At 65.7% G+C, this 20,986-nt stretch carries 22 protein-coding genes; 9 read left to right on the top strand and 13 right to left on the bottom strand.

Annotated elements, in window-relative coordinates:
- Positions 1-92: 92 nt before the first annotated feature.
- Positions 93-1,253 (bottom strand): NAD(P)/FAD-dependent oxidoreductase, encoded by a 1,161-nt coding sequence (locus ACZY0B_RS10915; RefSeq protein ID WP_463764117.1) that lies wholly within the window; start codon positions 1,251-1,253, stop codon positions 93-95.
- A 112-nt stretch (positions 1,254-1,365) separates the two neighbouring features.
- Between ACZY0B_RS10915 and ACZY0B_RS10910 the strand changes: the two genes are divergently transcribed.
- From ACZY0B_RS10910 to ACZY0B_RS10895, 4 genes are all read left to right on the top strand, one after another.
- Complete coding sequence (locus tag ACZY0B_RS10910) at positions 1,366-2,547, top strand: zinc-dependent alcohol dehydrogenase (RefSeq protein WP_463764116.1); 1,182 nt, start codon at positions 1,366-1,368, stop codon at positions 2,545-2,547.
- An 83-nt stretch (positions 2,548-2,630) separates the two neighbouring features.
- Positions 2,631-4,805 carry a glycogen debranching protein GlgX gene (glgX, locus tag ACZY0B_RS10905; RefSeq protein ID WP_463764115.1) on the top strand — a complete coding sequence of 725 codons (2,175 nt, stop codon included), beginning with the start codon at positions 2,631-2,633 and terminating at the stop codon, positions 4,803-4,805.
- A 161-nt stretch (positions 4,806-4,966) separates the two neighbouring features.
- Positions 4,967-6,760, top strand: a complete 1,794-nt coding sequence (locus ACZY0B_RS10900) for a diguanylate cyclase domain-containing protein (RefSeq protein WP_463764114.1) — start codon at positions 4,967-4,969, stop codon at positions 6,758-6,760.
- A 144-nt stretch (positions 6,761-6,904) separates the two neighbouring features.
- A complete protein-coding gene (locus tag ACZY0B_RS10895; protein ID WP_463764186.1) occupies positions 6,905-7,672 on the top strand; it encodes an SDR family oxidoreductase in 768 nt (255 codons plus the stop codon).
- 1 nt (position 7,673) lies between these two features.
- Here ACZY0B_RS10895 and ACZY0B_RS10890 read toward each other — a convergent pair whose 3' ends face one another.
- Complete coding sequence (locus tag ACZY0B_RS10890) at positions 7,674-8,645, bottom strand: aldo/keto reductase (RefSeq protein WP_463764113.1); 972 nt, start codon at positions 8,643-8,645, stop codon at positions 7,674-7,676.
- A 38-nt stretch (positions 8,646-8,683) separates the two neighbouring features.
- Positions 8,684-9,718: a sensor domain-containing protein gene (locus ACZY0B_RS10885; protein WP_463764112.1), complete on the bottom strand. Its 1,035-nt coding sequence runs from the start codon at positions 9,716-9,718 to the stop codon at positions 8,684-8,686.
- Positions 9,719-9,929: 211 nt separating this feature from the next.
- On the opposite strand from ACZY0B_RS10885, the gene ACZY0B_RS10880 reads away from it, so the two are divergent.
- A complete protein-coding gene (locus ACZY0B_RS10880) occupies positions 9,930-10,490 on the top strand; it encodes a hemerythrin domain-containing protein (RefSeq protein WP_463764111.1) in 561 nt (186 codons plus the stop codon).
- Between the two features lie 185 nt (positions 10,491-10,675).
- A complete protein-coding gene (locus ACZY0B_RS10875) occupies positions 10,676-10,951 on the top strand; it encodes a DUF3349 domain-containing protein (RefSeq protein ID WP_463764110.1) in 276 nt (91 codons plus the stop codon).
- A gap of 16 nt (positions 10,952-10,967) precedes the next feature.
- Here ACZY0B_RS10875 and ACZY0B_RS10870 read toward each other — a convergent pair whose 3' ends face one another.
- Genes ACZY0B_RS10870 through ACZY0B_RS10850 form a run of 5 tightly spaced genes read right to left on the bottom strand, consistent with a single transcriptional unit; the run spans position 10,968 to position 14,818 of the window.
- Complete coding sequence (locus ACZY0B_RS10870) at positions 10,968-11,732, bottom strand: endonuclease/exonuclease/phosphatase family protein (RefSeq protein ID WP_463764109.1); 765 nt, start codon at positions 11,730-11,732, stop codon at positions 10,968-10,970.
- A gap of 24 nt (positions 11,733-11,756) precedes the next feature.
- Complete coding sequence (locus ACZY0B_RS10865) at positions 11,757-12,377, bottom strand: SAM-dependent methyltransferase (protein WP_463764185.1); 621 nt, start codon at positions 12,375-12,377, stop codon at positions 11,757-11,759.
- 2 nt (positions 12,378-12,379) lie between these two features.
- On the bottom strand, positions 12,380-13,150 hold the full coding sequence (locus ACZY0B_RS10860) for a PIG-L deacetylase family protein (protein ID WP_463764184.1): 771 nt from the start codon (positions 13,148-13,150) through the stop codon (positions 12,380-12,382).
- A 1-nt stretch (position 13,151) separates the two neighbouring features.
- Positions 13,152-14,096 carry an acyl-CoA dehydrogenase gene (locus tag ACZY0B_RS10855; RefSeq protein ID WP_463764108.1) on the bottom strand — a complete coding sequence of 315 codons (945 nt, stop codon included), beginning with the start codon at positions 14,094-14,096 and terminating at the stop codon, positions 13,152-13,154.
- Entirely contained in the window at positions 14,093-14,818 is a 726-nt protein-coding gene (locus ACZY0B_RS10850; RefSeq protein WP_463764107.1) for a glycosyltransferase family 2 protein, read from the bottom strand. The genes ACZY0B_RS10855 and ACZY0B_RS10850 overlap by 4 nt, the downstream gene beginning before the upstream one ends.
- 97 nt (positions 14,819-14,915) lie before the next feature.
- On the opposite strand from ACZY0B_RS10850, the gene ACZY0B_RS10845 reads away from it, so the two are divergent.
- A complete protein-coding gene (locus ACZY0B_RS10845) occupies positions 14,916-15,476 on the top strand; it encodes a nucleotidyltransferase (protein ID WP_463764106.1) in 561 nt (186 codons plus the stop codon).
- A gap of 14 nt (positions 15,477-15,490) precedes the next feature.
- Here ACZY0B_RS10845 and ACZY0B_RS10840 read toward each other — a convergent pair whose 3' ends face one another.
- From ACZY0B_RS10840 to ACZY0B_RS10830, 3 genes are all read right to left on the bottom strand, one after another.
- Positions 15,491-15,748, bottom strand: a complete 258-nt coding sequence (locus ACZY0B_RS10840; RefSeq protein WP_463764105.1) for a DUF7218 family protein — start codon at positions 15,746-15,748, stop codon at positions 15,491-15,493.
- Positions 15,749-15,821: 73 nt separating this feature from the next.
- A complete protein-coding gene (locus ACZY0B_RS10835) occupies positions 15,822-16,877 on the bottom strand; it encodes a DNA topoisomerase IB (protein ID WP_463764104.1) in 1,056 nt (351 codons plus the stop codon).
- Between the two features lie 127 nt (positions 16,878-17,004).
- Positions 17,005-17,403 (bottom strand): heme-binding protein, encoded by a 399-nt coding sequence (locus ACZY0B_RS10830; protein WP_463764103.1) that lies wholly within the window; start codon positions 17,401-17,403, stop codon positions 17,005-17,007.
- Between the two features lie 366 nt (positions 17,404-17,769).
- Between ACZY0B_RS10830 and ACZY0B_RS10825 the strand changes: the two genes are divergently transcribed.
- The gene (locus ACZY0B_RS10825; RefSeq protein WP_463764102.1) at positions 17,770-18,204 is read left to right on the top strand and encodes an SRPBCC family protein; all 435 of its coding nucleotides are present in this window, start codon (positions 17,770-17,772) and stop codon (positions 18,202-18,204) included.
- A gap of 30 nt (positions 18,205-18,234) precedes the next feature.
- On the opposite strand, the gene ACZY0B_RS10820 is transcribed toward ACZY0B_RS10825, so the two are convergent.
- Positions 18,235-18,582, bottom strand: a complete 348-nt coding sequence (locus ACZY0B_RS10820; RefSeq protein ID WP_463764101.1) for a hypothetical protein — start codon at positions 18,580-18,582, stop codon at positions 18,235-18,237.
- A gap of 97 nt (positions 18,583-18,679) precedes the next feature.
- On the opposite strand from ACZY0B_RS10820, the gene ACZY0B_RS10815 reads away from it, so the two are divergent.
- Positions 18,680-19,534 carry a helix-turn-helix transcriptional regulator gene (locus ACZY0B_RS10815; RefSeq protein WP_463764100.1) on the top strand — a complete coding sequence of 285 codons (855 nt, stop codon included), beginning with the start codon at positions 18,680-18,682 and terminating at the stop codon, positions 19,532-19,534.
- 25 nt (positions 19,535-19,559) lie between these two features.
- Here ACZY0B_RS10815 and ACZY0B_RS10810 read toward each other — a convergent pair whose 3' ends face one another.
- The gene (locus ACZY0B_RS10810; RefSeq protein WP_463764099.1) at positions 19,560-20,906 is read right to left on the bottom strand and encodes a flavin monoamine oxidase family protein; all 1,347 of its coding nucleotides are present in this window, start codon (positions 20,904-20,906) and stop codon (positions 19,560-19,562) included.
- Between the last annotated feature and the right edge of the window lie 80 nt (positions 20,907-20,986).

The raw sequence follows: 20,986 nt of genomic DNA, 5'->3' as shown, positions 1-20,986 counted from the left end.
ACCTTGGCGGATTGCCCGACCCGACATGGGATTAAACGAATCGCCAGCTGTCTTTCGCGATAGGGATGCTTTTGCTGGCTGACAGTGGTGACCTAGCCGTCGATCGGAAAAGGTGTGGGCCGGCGTTCGGCGATGAACCGCTCGCCGAGGTCGTAGTCGTCGTCCGCGTTGTAGGTGAGCACGCCGACCACTGCGTTGCCCGACTCGTACCAGACCGTGAAGCCGTCGGAACGGTTGAGCATCCGGCAGCGTTCGAAGCCATCGCCCCAGGCGTGATACTTCAGCGTCGCCTCACCGATGGTTGTCCAAAACCCTGGCACCCCATCCCATTTCACTTCCTGACCGGCGGCCGTGGCTCCCGCGATCGCACCCTGGTCGGCCGCGTCCTGCCAATGTTCGGTGGCCAGGTGGCGTCCCGCGACCTCGTGCCGCGCCAACGCGACGTCACCCGCGGCAAAGACGTCGGGTACCGAGGTGCCCATATCGGCGCCGACGACGATGCGGGAGTCACGAATCTCCAAACCGGCCTCGGCGGCGATGTGACTCTGCGGCGCGACACCCGTAGCGGCGAGCACGAGATCGCAATCGATGGTGACGCCATTGTCCAGCCGTACGCCGGCGTCGTTGATTTCCTCGACCTCGACCCCGCCGACATGGTGGGCTCCGGTGTGGGTCACCAGATCGCGAAGGCGTTCGGCCGCCTGCCTTCCGAGTCGCTTTTCTTGCGGAAGTGGTTCGGGAGCAACCAAAGTCACTGCCACACCGCGCAGCGCCAAAGATGCGGCCGCTTCGCAGCCGATGAATCCGGAACCGATCACCACCGCGGAGGCCGCGGTATCCGCGGCATCACGCAGCGCGGTGGCGTCGGCCAGCGAGCGCAACAGCAGTGCTCGCTGCCCACCGGGGATCGGCGGGGCCTCTGGAGCCGCGCCGCACGCCAAGATCAAGGTGTCAAACACATATCGTTGGGCACCGACGTAGAGGGCGTGCTCGGAGAGGTCCAGCCGGTCCACTGCCGCACCGGCGGTGAGTTCGATCTCCCGGTCGTCAAACCACTGTGCGTCGTGCAGTGCGACGTCGTTGGCCTTGCCGCGCAGGTACTCCTTGCTCAATGGGGGTCGGGCGTAGGGCAGGTCGACATCAGCAGTGAGGATCCGCACCGGTGTGCGACCGTCGTGCTCGCGGAACGACTCGGCCGCGGCCACCCCGGAGGGTCCGCTGCCCACGACGATCAGTCCGGGCTCGGTCACCATGACGTGATACCCGCGCTCGGCGGACTAAACCGCTGTTCGCCGTTTCGACAGGCGGCAGACGGGTATCAGCCCAGCAATTCCGAAGGGTGCAACTGTCCAAGTAGGAGTGACCATGAAAGCTGTGACCTGGCAAGGCAAACGCGACGTGCGCGTGGAGTCGGTCCCCGATCCGAAGATCGAACAGCCCACCGATGCGATCATCGAAGTCACCTCGACGAACATCTGCGGGTCCGACCTGCATCTCTACGAGATTCTCGGGGCGTTCATGAAGCCGGGCGACATCCTCGGACACGAACCGATGGGAATCGTCCGCGAGACCGGGCCTGAAACCGGTGACCTCCGTGTTGGCGACCGCGTGGTGATTCCGTTCCAGATCTCGTGCGGCACCTGTCACATGTGCCACAAGCAACTCTTCACGCAGTGCGAAACCACCCAGGTGCGCGAACAAGGCATGGGTGCAGCACTTTTCGGCTATTCGGAGCTCTACGGCGAAATCCCGGGTGGCCAAGCCGAACTGCTGCGCGTTCCGCAGGCGCAGTTCACTCACATCAAAGTTCCTGCCGGACCGCCGGATTCGCGGTTTGTCTACCTATCCGATGTGCTTCCGACCGCCTGGCAGGCGGTGGCCTACGCCGACATCCCGGACGGGGGGACCGTAGCCGTGCTCGGGCTGGGGCCGATCGGGGACATGGCCGCTCGCATCGCCGACCATCTGGGCTATCGGGTGATCGCCGTTGACCTGGTGCCGGAGCGTCTGGCCCGCGCCGCGAAGCGGGGCATCCACACGATCGATATGGGGCGTCTCGACTCTTCTCTTGGTGACAAGATCCGGGACCTGACCGATGGCCGCGGTCCGGATTCGGTGATCGACGCGGTGGGCATGGAGGCGCATGGTTCTCCGGTTGCGAAGTTCGCTCAGCAGGCCACCGCGGTACTGCCGGATGTGGTCGCAAAACGGATGATGCAGACCGCCGGTGTGGACCGGCTCAGCGCGCTGTACTCCGCGATCGACATCGTGCGGCGCGGCGGGACGATCTCGCTGATCGGGGTCTACGGGGGGATGGCCGACCCTCTCCCGATGCTCACGCTCTTCGACAAGCAAGTGACGCTGCGGATGGGGCAGGCCAACGTGAAGAGATGGGTCGACGACATCATGCCGCTGCTGACCGACGACGACCCACTCGGCGTTGACGACTTCGCCACGCACGTGTTGCCCCTCGACCAGGCCCCGCACGCCTACGAAATCTTCCAGAAGAAGCAGGACGGAGCCGTCAAGATCACCCTCAGGCCATAAGGCTTGAGTAGCGAAATAGCAAGTCCACTATGGTGTTTCGCACAGTTGTTTGATCGCGGCAAGTCTCGGGTATCAAGTGCGCCATGACCAGAGCAGACGTGGCCAGAGCAGACGCGCCTGCTCCGACGCCCACCGGTGAACTGTGGCCGGGCAAGGCATACCCGCTGGGCGCCACATACGACGGCGCCGGCACGAACTTCGCGCTGTTCAGTGAGGTCGCCGAGCGGGTCGAGCTGTGCTTGTTCGCCGCCGACGGTGCCGAGACGCGCATCACCCTGCCCGAAGTCGACTACTTCGTCTGGCACGGATACATACCGGCCATCGAACCCGGCCAGCGTTATGGCTATCGGGTCTACGGCCCATACGAGCCCGCCGAGGGGCTGCGATGCAACCCGAACAAGCTGCTGCTGGACCCGTATTCGAAGGCCATCGACGGCACGTTCGACTGGAACCAATCGCTGTTCAGCTACACCTTCGGCGAGCCCGACAGCCGCAATGACGACGACTCCGCGACGAGCATGCCCAAGTCGGTGGTGATCAACCCGTACTTCGACTGGGGCAACGACCGCCCGCCCGACCACGAGTATGCCGACACGGTCATCTACGAGGCGCACGTCAAGGGTCTGACCCAGACTCATCCGGACATTCCCGAGCAGATACGCGGCACCTACGGGGCCGTGGCGCATCCGGTGATCATCGACCACCTCAAAAGCCTGGGCGTCACCGCGATCGAGCTGATGCCCGTGCACCACTTCGCCAACGACTCCACCCTGGTCGAGCGAGGCCTGTCGAATTACTGGGGCTACAACACAATTGGATTTCTCGCGCCCGACTTCAAGTACTCCACCGGCACCTCCCCGGGGGTACAGGTGCAGGAGTTCAAGGCGATGGTGCGCGCCCTGCACGAAGCCAATATCGAGGTGATCCTCGACGTCGTCTACAACCACACCGCCGAGGGCAACCACCTGGGTCCCACCTTGTCGATGCGCGGTATCGACAACTCCGCGTACTACCGGCTGGTCGACGACGACAAGCAGTACTACATGGACTACACGGGCACCGGAAACAGTCTCAACGTCGGGCACCCGCACTCCCTGCAGCTGATCATGGACTCGCTGCGTTACTGGGTGACCGAAATGCACGTCGACGGCTTCCGGTTCGACCTGGCTTCCACACTGGCCCGCGAGTTCTACGATGTGGACAAACTGTCCACGTTCTTCGAACTGGTGCAACAGGATCCGACCGTCAGCCAGGTCAAGCTCATCGCCGAACCGTGGGACGTCGGACCCGGTGGCTACCAAGTGGGTAATTTCCCGCCGCAGTGGACGGAGTGGAACGGAAAGTACCGCGACACCGTCCGCGACTTCTGGCGCGGTGAGCCCGCCACGCTTGACGAGTTCGCCTACCGGCTGTCCGGATCGGCCGACCTCTACGAGCACACCGGGCGCCGGCCGGTGGCCTCGATCAACTTCGTCATCGCCCACGACGGGTTCACGCTGCGTGATCTGGTCTCCTACAACGAGAAGCACAACGAGGCCAACGGCGAGGACAACAACGACGGCGAGAGCCATAACCGCTCCTGGAACTGCGGTGCCGAAGGACCGACCGACGACGCCGGCATCAACGAACTGCGCGCCCGGCAGCAGCGCAACTTCATGACGACGCTGCTGCTGTCGCAGGGCGTCCCGATGATCTGCCACGGCGACGAGCTCGGTCGCACCCAGAGCGGCAACAACAACGGCTACTGCCAGGACAGCGAGCTGACCTGGATCGATTGGGCCGCTGCCGACACCGGCCTGCTGGAATTCACCCGCACCGTGTCGGCGTTGCGCGCGAACCACCCGGTGTTCCGCAGGCGGCGATTCTTTTCCGGCAAGCCGGTGGGCCGTCGCGGCCAGGACGGGCTGCCCGACATCGCCTGGTTCGCTCCCGACGGGGACGAGATGACCGACGAGGACTGGGGTGCAAGCTTCGCGAAATCCGTCGCGGTGTTCCTCAACGGACACGGCATTCCCGACCGCGATGCGCGGGGCCAGCGGGTCCTCGACGACTCGTTTCTGCTGTGTTTCAACGCCCACTACGAGATGATCGAATTCACTCTTCCGCCAAAGGAATTCGGCGCCGCGTGGAACCTTGTGGTGTACACCGGACCGCAGGAGACGACGCCCGCGGACGAAGTGCCCGGGGGAGGCAAGCTCACGGTCGAACCGCACACCGCCGTGGTACTGCAAGCCCTACCCGATAACGAGACGCGATAGTCCGCTGGCATCGGCCAGCAGCGATTTACTCGATCTCGATGCGGTTTTCTTGTCGAGACCTCGACGTGGGTCAGCATTTTCATACAAGATGTTGGGGCTGAACCCTTCGGCGTCACCGCGGGACCACCACCAGACGCCACCCGGGGAGGAAGGCGCAGCTGATGGACGGGTCCGGCCCCGATACGCGTCTGGAAACGGCGCTCCCGCGGTTGGCTCGCGCAGCGGTGATCATCGTCCTCGCTGTGGCCGCAGCAGTATGGGTGGGCTGGACGACTGATATCGAGCCGTTGACGCGGCTCTATCCGGCCTGGCCGGTGATGACACCGTGGACCGCGTTGTGCCTGGCAACCTTGGGGGCGGCGACGCTGGCGCAGTTGGGGCATTCGTCGCGCGGGCGCGTGTGGGTCGGCCGAGGCCTGGCTCTCGCGGTGGTTGCCTTCGCCGTCGTCGTGCTCGCGGAGTACGCGACCGGTAGGTCGTTCGGCCTGGACCAGCTGTGGTTTGGCGAAGCTGTGCGGATGCGGCAATCCTCTTGGCCCGGGCGTCCGAGCCCGCAGACGGCCGCGTCGCTGCTGCTCATCGGTGCCACGGTTGGGCCGATACGCCTGGATCGCGGTGTCCGCCTGCTCTGGCCCCTCTGCGTGGCGGCCGGGGCGGCGATCCCGCTCGTCACAGTCGCGGCCTACTTGTTCGATGCCATGGTTCTCACTGGCGTGTCGCCGTCCACCGGCCAGGCGATCGCGACCGCCTCAGCTCTGCTGCTGCTCGTCGTCACGGCGTCGCTGGCGCGCCCTGACCGGCCACCGCTCGCTTTGCTCCTCAGCCGACCCGACTGGCGCTCGCTGGTCCGGTTGGCGGGCATCCTGGCCGCTTTTCCGCTCGTCGTGGCGCTGTCCAGGGCGACCTTCCTGGCTTTTGGCCTCCGCGGCGAGCACGCGGAGTGGACCCTCTCGATCGTGGTCGGCACGCTCATTGTCGGGGCGGTCACGTTTTACCTGAGCCAGCGCGAGCAAAAAGAGCTGATACAAAAGGAGGCGGTCAGCAACCTGCGCGCGGACGCCGAGATGCGCTATCGGATCCTTGCCGACAACGCCGTGGACGTCATCGTTCACCTGCGCGGCAGTGAGGCCGCGTGGGTGTCGCCGTCCGTCGCGGGCGCGCTGGGCGGGCCGCCGCAGCGGTGGCTTGGCTGGGGCTTCAGCAGCCGCATTCATCCCGACGACCTCGAAACGGTCACCACCACGTTGCAGGGGATCGGCGACGGCGATTCGGTCATCCACCGGTTCCGGGTCCGCTCCGTCGACTCCGGGTACCGATGGGTCGACGGCCACGCGAAACTTTATGTCGACGCCGAGGGCAAAGCCGACGGGCTGATCGCGGCGCTGCGCCTCGCCGACGATCAGGTCGAGACCGAGCAGCGACTCGAACGGTTGGCCCGTTTCGACACGCTCACCGGGCTGGCGAACCGGGCCGAGACCATGGGGCGTCTCGAGTCCGAGCTGCAGCAAGTGCGACCTGCCGGAATATATGTCGGCGTCCTGTTCTGCGACGTCGACCACTTCAAGGACATCAACGACACCTGGGGACACGGCATCGGCGACGTCGTGCTGGCAACCTTGGCGGCACGCATCCGCGAAAGCGTCCGACGCGGGGACACGGTGGGGCGGACGGGAGGCGACGAAATGCTCGTCCTGCTGCCCGGCATCCACGGCATCGACGAGGTCGCCGAGATCGCCGAAAAGATTCGCCGGCATGCCGCCGAACCGATCGACGTTGCCGGAAACGCGATCTACGCGACCCTGAGCATCGGCGCCACTATTGCGCACACCGGCGAGCCCATTTCCTCGGTGACGGCCCGTGCGGACACTGCGATGTACCAGCAGAAATTGGGAGACAGGAACGCCGTCAGTCGATTTTCGGTGGAGCGATCCCTGCGGCGGACACGCCGAGCGTGATGGTGATTCATTTCTCAAGGCGCGCAACATCTTTGGCGCCACGCCCAACCGAAGATCGGCCCTTCGGTTACCTGTCTCATCCCTGATCGATACGCTGTGCGTGCACCGGGCTCGTTACAGGAGAGGGCAAATATGTCAAGGACAGTGGTTGTCGGCGCATCGAGCGGGCTCGGGCGCTGCATAGGTGTGGGACTCGGCCAGCGCGGGGAGAACGTCGCGCTTCTGGCCCGGCGTCGTGAACGCATCGATGCCGCGGCGAAGGCCGCGGGACCTAATGCCATCGCCATCGAATGCGATGTCACCGACCAGGCATCCTGTCGCGCCGCCATCGACCGGGCAGCCGAGGCGCTTGGCGGCATCGACAACATCGTCTACACGCCCGCCGTCGGGCCGCTGGTCCGCATGGTCGATACCGACGCCGACACGTGGCGGCGCATCTTCGACACCAATGTCATTGGCGCGTCGTTGGTGACGGCCGCTGCGGTCCCGTACTTGACCGCGTCGGCCGGCAAGGCGGTGTACCTCTCCTCCGACGCCGGCACGTTCGGGCCGCCGTGGCCGGGTTTGGGCGCGTATGGCGTCAGCAAGGCGGCCCTGGAACGTCTCGTGGAAGCGTGGCGGGCCGAACACTCCGACATCGGCTTCACCAACCTGATCGTCGGGGAGTGCGCGGGCGGCGAAGGCGACGGACAAACCGGAATGAACGAGGGCTGGGATATGGATCTCGCGATGAAAGCGGTTCCACTGTGGTCGGCGCGCGGCTGCATGCCCGGCAAGCTGATGCCCGTCGAAGATCTCATCGACGTGGTGCACACGATCCTGCGCACCAACGCCTCGACGTCGATGCCGCTCGTCGTTGCCCGTGGTGCGCCCGCCAGCCCCGCCGCGTTTGTCGAGGCCAACCAGTCCTAGGTCAGCGACGGAGGACCCTCTCCCGGACCAGTTCGGTGATGAAGCGCCCCGCCGAGACAGGCCGGAACGCCAGGGCCGCCTCGGTGAGCGCGTCGCGGGATGCGGTGGGCAGCTCGATGTCGCCGGCGGCGACGTTGAACTCGAGCTGTTCGACGCTGGACGCCCCGGGAATGGCGACGACGCCCGGATAGCTGATCAACCAGGCCAGCGCCACCTGCGCCGGCTTGGCGTCGACGTCGTTGGCGACGTCGCGCAACAGCTGCAGCAGCGGCTCGAGGCGACGCAGGTTTTCCGTGCCGAACAGTGAATTTATCGCACGGACCCCGCCGGGACGGTTGTCGACTCCGTACTTGCCGCCCAGCAGCCCCTGCTCCAGCGGGCTGTAGGCGATCACGACGCGATTCTCCCGCTCGGCGAACGGCACCAGATTCTTGAGCGCCTTGGGGAAGGCGAGCGAGAAATGGACTTGATTGCTGATGACGGGACGCCCCAGCGCGGCATCGGCCTTCTGCCAACGCTCCAGCGAATAGTTCGAGACGCCGGCCGCGCCGATGTCGCCGCTGTCGAGGAGGTCACGCATTCCCGGCATGATCACCGAATCGGGGACCAGCGGGTTGGACTGGTGGATCTGGTAGAGCGGGATGCGGTCCAGCTGCAGCCGGCGCGCGCTGGCGCGCTCGCGCTGCTTGATCACCGCGGGGAAGGGCGCGACCGGCATGATCTTGCTGGCCACCGCAACGTCGGCGCGCTCGTCGCCGAGTGCCTCGCCCAGGATCCGCTCGCTTTTGCCCAGCCCGTACACCTCGGCCGTATCGAACAGCGTCACTCCCATCGCGCGAGCGCGTTGCACGATATCGCGGGCGGCGCCGGCGGCGTACTCGTCCCCGTAGCCCCATTCGCGCGAGCCGAACTGCCAGGTGCCCAACCCGATCCGGCTGACCTGTCCCACTCCGTCGACGTCGAGATATTTCATGTGCCCACCGTACTGGGCCGGGTGATCACGCGTGGGGGTCAGTCGGGGATCTTGTTGAGGACGTAATTGGCGATGCTCACGGCCGTCTGCCGGGGGCCGCTGGCATCGGTCGTGCCCAGGCTGACGACGTACAGGTCGACAACGACGTTGGCTTTGGCCGCCGCCGCCCGGACAAAACACACCTTGAGGCCCTTGGGCAGCAGATCCATCGTGGTGATGCCGTTGCCGGCGTCGGCGGGAGGGCTGAGCGACAGTGTGTACGTCGGCCCGCCCGGGGCGGTCAGGGTCACGGGAGCGCCACCGCACTGACGCCATCCGTCGATCAGCTTCGTGACTTGTGATTGGGCGGTGGGCGGATCACGAAATGCGATGACGGCTTGGATGATCTGGGTCGACTTCAGCAAGGTTTGCGTGTCGGAGAATTCTTCCCCGCGGTACCGCTGGATCGCGTCCACGGTGTAGGCCTCGGGCGCCCCGGGGGTCATGCTTCCCCAGCATTGCGGACGATCGATGGATGCGGCCTTGTCGTTCTTGGTGGGATGGTCCCACGTTTCGCCGGCCTCTAGATTCTGGTCGTTGGTGATGGCTTTGAGGGCATCCAGCTTCGGCAGGAGCTTGATGATGTCGTCCGGCGCCACCGCGGGCGCTGTCGGTGACTCGCTGGTGGTGACGGGGGCGGCGGTGGTCGCGGGCGCCGCTGTCTGGCTGGGCCGAGAGACTGCCAGGGTGGTGATCGTCGCCCATCCGGTCAGCGCGACGATGGTGAGCACGATGAACGCATAGGACAGCGACAACCCGACCAGCGCGCGGTCACGTCCGAGCTCACCGGTACGGCGGATTTGAGCGAGGCCGAGATGTCCGAGAATCGCACCGACGGGCGCGAATACGAACGCGAACACCACCGACAACGTGGCGAGGGTATTGACCGGCGGGCGATGTGGCGGCGGGGGCGGCGCCATGTTCAGCGGCGGTCCCGCCGGCGGCCCGGCGTAGGGGACGCGGCCTAGCGGATCGTAGCTAAGTGCCTCGTAGCTAAAGGGACTGTGCCCGAACGGATCCTGAGGGTTCGTCACCGGCCTCCTTAATCTCGGATCCTGCCCAAACTGTAGTACCGGAACCAGGTCATCGGTAGGTAACCCCCGCGCGAGAACATAGACGACCTGGTCTGATCACGCCCGCCCTGACCTGGCGAATGTTTGGTGACGGCGGTGACGGGTAGCCGCTTGCATGCGCGTCAAACAGCCGGGCGCGCGCAAATCCACGGTCTATTTTGGGGAGGACTCCATGGCGGAGACCGCCAACACGTCGCCCACCGATGTGGTCGACTTTCTCATCGGTCAGCACGAACAGATCAAGTCTTCGTTCGCCAAAACGATTGCGGCGTCTGGCGAAACACGTGAAAAGGCCTTCATCGACCTGCGTCGACTGCTCGCGGTTCACGAGACCGTCGAGGAGGAAATCGTTCACCCGCGCGCCAAACGAAAGATTGCCAACGGTAACGCGGTGGTTGGGCAGCGACTGGAGGAAGAGCGCGAAGCCAAAGCGGTCCTGCAGAAGCTGGAGAAGCTCGACGTCGACAGCGACGAGTTCACCCGGCTACTTACCGAACTGCGCGACGCGGTTCTCGAGCACGCCGAGCAGGAAGAGAAGGACGAGTTCGCCAGGCTGGGACAGGAATTGAGCAGCCACGAGCTCGAAACCATGGGCCGCGCCGCCAAGCTTGCCGAAGCGATCGCGCCGACCCGGCCGCATGCCGGTGTCGAATCGCAACTGGCGAACCTGGTCGCGGGCCCGTTCGCGGCGATGCTCGACCGCGCCCGCGACGCCATCGTCGGCAAAGGCTAGCCCGGCTGAATAAGGCCGACGCCCAGCGTGAGGCGGCTAAGAAGGCAGGTTCATCGCTGCCCGGTGCTCGATCGGCCATAAATACGCCCCAGTTCGCCGACCGAGGTTTCAAGTCGTCCCGCGAGGCTATACCTGGCATTGACTGCCGCTGATGCTTGGCCGCGGCGGGACTACGGAGGTCGGCGATGGGTTTAGGCGAACGAGTCTCAAGCCTTCTCACGTATTTCCGCGCCCGTTACCCTGCCGGCGCGCCGGCCGTCGGTTACGCGCCGTTGTTGGCCCTCCTGCCGCGGCGGGTTTCCGAAGAGGAAATCTCGGTGATCGTGGGCAAGCTCCGGATGTTGAGGCGTCGCTCGATCGACCGCGCCGATGCGGGGGTTGAGATCACTCTGGTCACCGACGAGATGCCATTGCCGGACGACATCGATCGGGTCCGAGGTCGATTCGTCCCATTTGAGTAGCCGCGGTCAGTTGCGCTCACGCGCGGTCGAGGTCGACAACCAGTGGTCGGTGGTCGGAGATCGGCATGAGTTCCGCGTCGGTTGCGCCACCACGCAGTTCGGGGTCATCGGTCAGGATGTGGTCCAGCTGGCGGTGGGGGGCGTCGGCCGGAAATGTCTCGGCTACCGCCAACGGCCGCATGCGCGACCAACGGCGCACCGCGGCGGGCGTCATATTGAGGTCGCCGGTCAGCAACCGCGGACCGGGGAAGCCACGTAAGTCATGGATCAGATGGCGCAACTGACGCCGGTTCCAGCCGGGCACGAAGGACAAATGCGTATTGGCCACCGTCAGCGGACCTAGCGGTGTGTGTAGCCGCGCAATGACCGCCGCTCTCGGTTCCTCGTCGACGATCATCACCCGGTTGGGGCCGGGCAGATACATCGGAAATCGCGTCGGAATGCGGGGCAGTCGCACCACTTGCCAACTGGCGACCGGGAATCGGGACAGCAGCGCGATCCCGTACGCCGCGGTCCCGGGTTGCTCATCGCCGGTAGCGGCCATCCAGGTGGCTCCGGGAGTGCCGGAGATCGCGGCCACAAACCGATGCGCCACCGCCCCCATCGCTTCGGCCGCCATTGCGGTGAGGTCGGCGCGAGAGGACCGCACTTGGTCACAGTCGACTTCCTGCAAGGCCAGTACGTCGGGATCCAGAAGCCGCACACACTCCCGCAGCCGCCGCGGGTCCACGCCGTCGCCGACGGTGCGGCCGTGCAGGATGTTAAAGGTCGCTACGCGCATAGGGTTTCGATACCCACTTTTCGGCTAGCCGGCTCCGGGTACGTCTTCGCGCGCCGCTACCGAACGGCCATCGGCCGTGTCGAATACCTCAACGATGACGTCGTCGTCCCGGTAGCGGCCCAGCGAGGTCAGTCCCGGCGTTCCCGCGATGACGGCGTGGGCCGCGTCGCCGGTGAGCGGATAGTCGGACACGGGGTGACGCCAATGCGCGGCAACAACATTCGCGCCCGGCTGCAACCGAACGCATTCACGCTCCAGCACCCCGGCCAGCGAGTCGGCTTCCAGGTAGTAGGCGACCTCGCTGAGCACCAGCAGATCGAAGGGCGCGGATGGCCACGTCGCATCGAGAGAAGACCGGCCCAGCGTCACGCGGTCGCGGCACCCGGCTTGGCGCAGCCGCGCATCCGCGCCTCGCAGCGCGGCATCGGCCACGTCCACGGCGGTCACGTGATCGCAGCGCTGTGCCAGCAGCGCGGTGAGGGTGCCGATCGAACAGCCGGGCTCGAACGCATGCCGATAGCGGCGATTTGGCAACAGGGCCAGGGTGATCGCGTACTTGCGCTGCTCATACCACCGCGTCGCCAGCTGCCACGGATCGTCTGAGCTGGCGTACATCTGGTCGAAGTAGGCGTCGGGCAGCCGCATGGTCACCGGAACACCACCTCTCCCACCGCCATCAGTCGCGGAAACACGAACGGCGGCAGCACGGGCGGTGAGCCGGCCCTCGATTCGAATTGGCTGCGAAAGCATTGCACGGCACGGTGCTTGCGAATTCGCGCCCAGTTGGAAGCGGGTAACGCGTGGGCGCGGTCCCACGGCACCGCCCCATCAGTGGGAGTAGCCCAGTGCCACATCCAGATTGGATATTCGAGCAGGGTGGCGCCGGTGCGTTCGCACGCTGCGGCCGCTGCACGCCCGACAGCTTCGTGATCGGGATGCCCGTCGCCTCGCCATGTGGCGGCACACCACGGCGGGGCGCCGACTGCGCCGAGCATATCGACGATTGAATCGGCGATCTTATTTTGGTGATCAGCGAGTAGGCCGTCGGGAAGATCCAGTGATCGCGGCTTGGGAATTCCTAAAACACGTGCTGCTCTGCCTAATTCGTGCCTTCGCGTGGTTTCCAGACGAATCCTGCCCGACGATGTCGCACCCGGCTGGGCGCCGCCGCCGTCGCTGACCGAGACCACCCGGACCGGGACGCCCGACGCGACAAGTTGTGCAATTGTCGCGCCCAGGCCCAGAGTTTCGTCATCGGGGTGCGCAGCGACGACGAGCAGGCCGGGGCATTCGGTCAAATCCAGTGCCGGCAGGGGTGTCCGGTCGAGGGAGGCCATCCACACCGGTGCCGGAGTACCGCTGCCGGTCAGCGGCCGAGCCGCAAACCTGGCGCAGTTACTTATCGGTGCGGTCCGCAACTTATCCCCCACGCCCCGCCAGCCTTCCGAGCTCGGCCAGGTCTCGTTCGGCGTGGCTTTGTCGTATGTAGATGCTCAAGTCGGCGACCCGCTGAGCATGCCGGCCGTCCTGACACAACGGGCCCGGCCCCAACGCGCGGCCGGTGCGGGTGATGGCTTCATCGGCCGCATGTTCGACGATGGCCCGGACTCGGCGGGCCAGCAGTTGAGCTGTGTTGGCCCGGTCGAAAGGATCGGAATCGATTTGGGCTGCGGCGGCGTCCAGCATCGCGTCGCCTGCCGCGAGCGCTGCGTCGACGGCGCCCAGGTGTGCGAGCGAGTACGCGTCGGCGGATTTGCTTGCCGCACAGCGATATAGCGGCTCGGCAACTCTGCGTGCACCACCGAGCCAGCACGCCGCCACGCCGATAGCTCCGTGCCAAAACCCGGGCCGACTCAGGTAGTCACCGGGATCGCCGACGGCCACCGCGTGCGCGTTGGTGAATTGCACGGACCGGGTGTCACTGCCGGCCATTCCGGCGTTCCACCATGTGCTCGGCAACGCTTTGACCGCGGGGTCGACGAGTGTCACTGCGAACAGGCCCCGGATTTCGTCATCCAGCCGGGCAGTGACCAGCGCATGCGTGCAAAACCCGGCCCCTGAGCACCACACCTTGGTGCCACTCAGGGTGAAGGCGCCGTCACCGACATCGGTGGCCCGCAGCATCGCGTCAGGGGATTCGGCCGCCCACACGCCCCACAGCTGACCGGGGTCGGGCGGTTTGCCGCCTAGCTCGTGGAGTATCGCGACGGCGTCACCATGCGCCTCGGCGATCCGGGCCGCAACGATGTCCTCTTCGGCCAGCAGCGCCAGACGTAGCCAGCGTTCCCGGGTGCATCCCGACGCGGGCAGTGGCAAGTCGAGCCGTCCCGACTCCATCCAGTGCTTGACCAATCCCGCCGTCACGCGCAATCACCTGCCGCCGATCTCCCCAATTGCCTGAGGTGATGCGCGAATCCGCGCGGGGCCCGGCCCTGGGTGCGTGCTGAGGTGATCACCGACAATTCGGTGTCGCGGTGAACGGTGTAGCCGGCGGCCTCGAAGCGCTCGACCAGGTCGACATCTTCACCCGAGGACAGGGCGCGAAAGCCGCCGACCCGCCAGTACGCCCGAGCGCTGAAACCCATGTTCGCGCCGTGAACGTGCTGGTGCTGACCGTCCTCGTACGACGGATCAGCGTGGTAAGAGTTCATGTAGCGGCTGGCGACATCGGCGGAATGCTGGTGCCAGTTCTCGACACGGACCACGCCCAGAACCATGTCGGCACCGAGTCCCAGTTGATGGATCAGCCAGCCGGGGTCCACCCGGCTGTCGGCATCGGTGGTGGCATACCAGCACTCGTCGTCATCGGAGGTCAGCGAGCGCGCGTACCCGAAGCCGACCGCCCGGGCGGCACCGACATTGTGGGCGTCGACGCTGACGAAGTGCACATCGGGTCCGTACTGGCCGGCCAATTTTGCGCTGTTGTCATCGCTGGAATCCAGCACCACCACGATCCAGACGGGAACCGGTACGCACAAGGCGGCGGTCAGCACCGCGCGCAAACAGGCCGGGAGATCTGCTTTTTCGTTGTGGGCAGGAATCACTACGACAGCCCGGTCGTATATCCGGAGCGCTGACGTTGACATACCCTGCGATTGCCCGTTTCGCCGCTCCTTAAACAGATGGCGAATGGCGGGCCGCGCTCGGTTGCTTGACTGGCCGGCCGGGTATGCCCTATGCACCATGGCATCCACCGAGCACCCGTGTGTCACACCGTTGCGCGAGGCGTTGCGTCGCGCCGCGTCGGCACTCAAGGAGAACGGGCCGCGCTTCGCGTTGGCGGGCAGCTACGCGTTATGGGCTTACGGCGCACCAGAACCCAGTCATGACGTCGATCTGGTGGTCTGCGAATCCGATGTGGCGAGCGCGGCCGCCACACTGGGCGATGCGGGATTCGACATCGAACATCCGCCGGAGGACTGGCTGTTCAAGGCCCGCGCCGGCGACACTGTCGTGGACGTGTTGCACCGGGTGAACGGCGCGCGGGTGGAGCCGTCGACGCTGGATCGCGCCGAACAGCGTGACGTGCTGGCCATCCCGATGCCGGTGCTGCCGCCGACCATGGTGGTCATCCAGCAGCTTCGCGCCCTGCACGAGCATTATTGCGATTTCGCGAAGCTGCTTCCGGCCGTGCGCGCCGTGCGCGAACGGCTGGATTGGGAGGACATCCGGCGACAGACCGGCGACAACGACTACGCCGCCGCCTTCTTGTTCCTCGTTGACCGGCTTGGCCTTACCGGTTGACCGCCGATATCGACTCAGTGGTTGCGCAGCTTGGCGACCAATTTGTCCTTCGTCAGACCCGAATATCCGGACATACCAAGCTCTTTGGCGCGCCTTTTGAGCTCCGGCACCGTCCAATCGGTGTACGAGCCGGCCTTGCCGCCCTTGCGGCCGACCGCGGATTTACCCCGCGCCGCGGCGGCGTTGGAGATCCGCGCCGCTTTCTCCTCGGAGTTACCCTGCTTGCGCAAATCGCGGTACATCTTCTCGTTTTTGATCGATGGATTCGGCACGATGGTCATCCTCCTTTAATCGATAGCACGCTGTTTTGCCAGGATGCCCGGCCAAGCGGCGATGAAACCTGAGTCACGCGCTTTTAGCCAGGTCAGACGGCGCGGATGTGCTGCCGCGCTTGGCCACCCGTCGGATCAGGGCGCGGGTGGCCTTTTCCAGTGTTTCCTGGGCGGCCTCGGGGCCACGGGCGCGCTCGGCGCGCGGCGCGGCCGCCGCGATCGTCAGTCCCTGCTCGTAGCCGGCCACGACACGCGGATCCACGTAGGAACCCCGCGCCACCGCGGGAGTGTTGCCCAGCTCCTCGGCGACCTCGCGCATAACCGCCGCCTCAACACGTTTGGCGACCCGCTGCGAGACGGCAGGGTCCGCGTCCACGAACGCCGCGGCGGCCAGCACGGTGCCGTGCCAGGTCCGCAGGTCTTTTACGGTGTAGTCGTCGCCGACGAGCTCCTTGAATCGGGCGTTTAGGTCGTCGGCGCGAACGTCCACCCAGCCCGATGAGGTGCGACACGACAACAACCGCTCCGTGCGTTCGGGACGGCGCATCAGCGAACGCACCGCCCGAATCACCTCGGCGTCTTCGATTTCCACTGTGCGTCGCACCCCACTCTTGGCGGGATAGTCGAATTCGACCGCATCACCGCGCAGCGTCACATGCTCACACAGCAGGGTGGCGATTCCGTATGACTCGTGTTCGTCGGCGTACTGTTCGCCGCCGGCGCGGAAGTAGCCACGATCGAGCAGGCGTAATGCCAAGGCCAGCACCCGCTTCCGGGTCAGGCCGCGGCGCGTGAGGTCGGCGGCGAGCTTAGCCCGGAAATCCGGCAACCGGGTGGACAGTTCCAGGACGCGATCGAACTTCTCCTCGGCTCGCTCCTGCTGCCACGCGGAGTGGTAAAGATATTGGCGGCGCCCCGCCGCGTCAGTGCCGACGGCCTGGATGTGGCCATTGGGGTGCGGCGAGATCCACACCTTTTTCCATGCCGGTGGAATCACCAGGTCCTTGATCCGCTGCAGGGCGGCCTCGTCCGCCAGCGGGTCGCCATCGGGTCCGTAGTAGGCGAAGCCTTTGCCCCGGCGTTTGCGCGCGATCCCAGGCCCGCTGAGCGCGCTTCGGCGCAGCCGCATCGTCACCTCCCAGTTCCGCTGGTTGACTGGGAATTACCCGCCGACGGCGCAATTCACACCGGGTTGTTGTGCGCCGCGAACGCAAAACGACCCGCCACGGCTTTGTGGCGGGTCGCTGCTGACGGAATCAGCCGGCCATGAACTCGTGGTAGGCGGACTCCAGATTCCCCGGCAGCGCCGACACGTTGCACTGACGCTCGGTGTCACCGATCGGCGCCAGGATGCCGCGCAGGTCGTAGTACTCCTGCGGGTGCGCGGTGAAGTAACCGCGCAGGTTGGACGCAGCCTCCGGGCGCTGCTGTCCGTAGGCGGCCATGACTGCTTGGTTGGCGCCCGGGTGAGCCGCGAGATACTGCTCTGCTGCGCCCTGCGCCGAGGAGACCGTGGCGTTCACACCCGCCGGACTGCAGTCGGGTGCGGCGGCCGCTGACGGCGCACCGACGATGCCCAAGGCCATTCCCCCGAGCAGAGCGCCGGCACTGATGCCGGCCACTCGCCGACGCGCGACGATACTGCTGAAATTCATGATTGATATTGCCCTTCGAATCGATCCGTAGTGATTCGCGGGGATTCCCGATTCCCCAAGATCCAAAGTAGCTGAGGGCAACGCCGGCAACGCCCGACCGGAGCGCGCAGCTAACGGCCGGATCGGCGGCAGTTTTCGTTGCGCCCCCACCCTTCCAGTCAACATCCGCACGTTGTGACCAAATCGTTATCAGGTGAACCGGGTACCAGCAAACTCTCTTTAGGTTTCTTGACGGGTACCAATTGTGGTGTCCTGCGTCACCGCAAAGATATTCGTCGTTGCCAGCTGCAGCGAGCCGGCACGCGGCCTGGCCCGGCGGCTAGCATGGGCGGGGGTCAATGCCGGTACTGCCAGGCGGGAGTTCTGATGGTCGAGATTCACTTGGAACGCACGATCGCGGCGCCTGTCGACCAGGTCTTCGACTGGCTGGCCGACCCGGCGAGTCTGGCCGCCGCTCCGCTGGCTCTCAGGGGCGTTTGGGCCAAGGGCACGGCGGGCGCCGGCACGGGGGCGGTGCGCGAGGTGATCGGGGTCGGCACCTGGTTCCGGGAGGAACTCACGGCCTACGACCGGCCGCACAGCTACACCTACCTGATCGTCAAGTCGTTCCCGCCGTTCAATCACGAGGGCGGCACCTTGACCTTTACCCCCGCCGGCGACGGGACGCACGTCGACTGGCTGACCAACTACACCCATCCGGCGGCGGCCGGCGGCAAAGTGCTGGAGGCGGCCAGTCGCCGAATGCTGCGTTCGAGTTTCCTGGCGATCCTGAACGCCTGCGCGAAGGCACTCGAGAAATAGCAAGTAGCACAACGCTTTAACGCGCAGCGGTCAATGATGTGGAACGACCGAGTTGGCGAACAGTGCACCAATCACTACCGCGACGATGATCAGCACCAACGCGATGGTCGGCCACACCCACATGACCCGCTTGCGCGCCGCTGCGATGATGATGCCGCCGACGGCAATGATCGCCGCGACCCCGACACCACCCCACGTCACGGCGTAAGCCCAATCGAGCCCGGACGTGTCGCAGTTGTCCGAGCACGAATCGGTGGCCATCACGAAGAAGAACGAAAACGAAACCGAGAGCGCTCCGGCGATCGCGGCGAGCACGAACATGATGACGGTGGCGATGGTGTCGCCCGTCGAGCGCTGGTTTGACTGCGATGCCGTCATGTATCAGCTATGCCCAATCCCCGCCTCAGTAATCGCACGGTGAGGCCGCCACCATTCCCGCACGGGTGGTTGCCCGCTATCGGGGTATTCGGGGGAAATGGACATTGCCAAGGACATCAAGGATTTCTTGATGAGCCGACGGGCGAGAATCACCCCCGAGCAGGTGGGCCTGCCGCCGGGATCGCGGCGGCGCGTGCCCGGATTGCGGCGTGCAGAAGTCGCCCACCTGGCCGGCGTGAGCATCGAGTACTACACCCAGGTCGAGCGGGGAAACGTGACCGGTGTGTCCGAGGAGGTCCTGGATGCCGTCGCCCGAGCGCTGCGACTCGGTGAGGCAGAGGAAGCCCACCTGTTCGATCTTGTTCGTGCCGCCACCGGCAAGGGCGATCGAACCCGATCGGCGCAGCCCGCGGGCCGGACCATCCCCGATGGCGTTCAAGCATTGCTTGACAGCATGGTCACCGCGCCGGCGATCGTGATCAACGGCCACCTCGACCTCGTCGCCGCCAACGCGCTCGGGCGTGTGCTGTACGCACCCGTGTACTCCGGTGCGAGGGCGACGCCAAACCTGGCACGCTTCATGTTTTTCGACGCCGCCGCCGACCAATTCTTTCCCGATTGGGCCCGTGAAGCCGACGATGTCGTTGCGCTGCTGAGAGCCGAGGCCGCACGGTCGCCCGACTCGCTTGCGGTCACCAGCCTTATCGGTGAGCTCGAGACCCGCAGCGAGAAGTTCCGCACCAGTTGGGCGGCCCACAACGTCAAAGCACATCGCCACGGTGTCAAGCGATTCCGGCATTCGGACGTCGGTGAACTGTCGCTGACCTACAACGTCTTCGATATCACCAGCGTGGGTGGGTTGTCGTTGATCGGCCATACCGCCGAACCACATTCGCGCTCTGACGAAGCGCTGCGGCTGCTGGCCAGCGATGTAGCGCTGGAAAAATGCTGAACGCCTTCATGTTTCGCGATTCGCGTTAACCCTTCAAGCGGTGCATCAATTGGTCGGCGGCATTGCGGCCGCTGAGCACGGCGCCGATGACGGTGGACGGATTGTCGACGCCGACCGCCTCGCCCGCCAGGTAAAGCCGATCGCTAATCGGTTCCTGCAGGCGGCGCCGGTCGTCTGGCCCCGAGCCGGGCGCGTGGAATGAGTAGCTGCCCCGCGCGTACGGGTCGGTGGCCCAACTCGACGTCCGGACCTCCACAGGCGAGATGTCATCGCCAAACAGCTGGCGCGCGATTGGCAGCGCCCGGGCGGTCACATCGGCAGGAGAAGACGACTCCACCGACCGGCCGCGGTCGCCTGCGTTGAATGCCACCACGATCGGGCCCGCCGCGCCGGACAAGGTGAACCACTGTGCCCAGGCGCCCGGGTCGGTACCCAGGTAGAGATAAAAGGCGTTGTCCGTCTTCCACGTTCGCCGGTCGAATCGGAAGAAGCTCTTGGACAGCACGCCGAAGCCGAGTGCATTCACCGCGCGGGTGTGTCCCTCGGGAAGCGGCGGGTCGAACGCTATGGATCCGGCTTTGAGCACCCCGAGCGGAACCGTGACGATCGCGGCGGGTCCTTCGAACGACTGGTTCCCGGCGTGCACGATGACGGAGCTTTCGCGGCGAGTGATGGCGGTGACCGGTGTGTTGAGGACGATCTGAAGTCCGTCGGCGAGCAGCTTCGGCAGTGCGTCGTAGCCGTTCGTGATGACGGCTTGGTCGCCATCGGCGAAGTCGCCGGCGTCAAATGTCGTGGCGGAGAGCTGGTCTGCACCTGCCGCGAATTCGTCCTCGATCTCGGTGGCGACGAAGAATGCCAGCTGCGCGCGGTCCGAGGCGGAAAGCTCGTCGCGTTTCGCGGCGGCGTCGACTGCGGCGCCGAGACTTCCGCCAGTGACCCGGTCACAAGCCTGCTCAACGAACTGACGCCAAGGGTCGGGGTCGTAGTCGACTTGCGGTAGCCGGCGATCCACCGCGAGCTTCGCCCACCCGTAATAGTCGGTCGGGATGACCTGGGCCCGTGCCTTGCGCGCCAGCTCCATCATCGGGTCGTTGGCCGTGCCATGGATCCAGGACGCACCCATCTCGATCGGCACGCCCCAGTCGCGGTTGGTGTAGACGCGGCCGCCGACGCGATCGCGGGCCTCGATCAGGCGCACCGGCCATCCCGCGTCGACGAGGCTGCGTGCGGCAGCCAAGCCCGCCATGCCGGCGCCGACGATCAGCACCGACTGGGTGTCCGGTTTGGTCTCCGGCGGCGGAGGCGGTGGCGACGCCGACTGTTGACCCGATGTGCAGGCGGCCACCAGCCCACCGGTAACCGCGCTCATCGTTGCTGAGAGCAACGCCCGACGGGACATCGGGGACATGACAGTTAGCCTCTCACATGGAAACCGGCGCTGTGCCGCGG

The sequence above is a fragment of the Mycobacterium sp. IDUB_19 genome, from assembly GCF_055419445.1.
The sequence above is the reverse complement of the archived record's forward strand: the minus strand, read 5'-3'. Positions and strand labels throughout refer to the sequence as shown.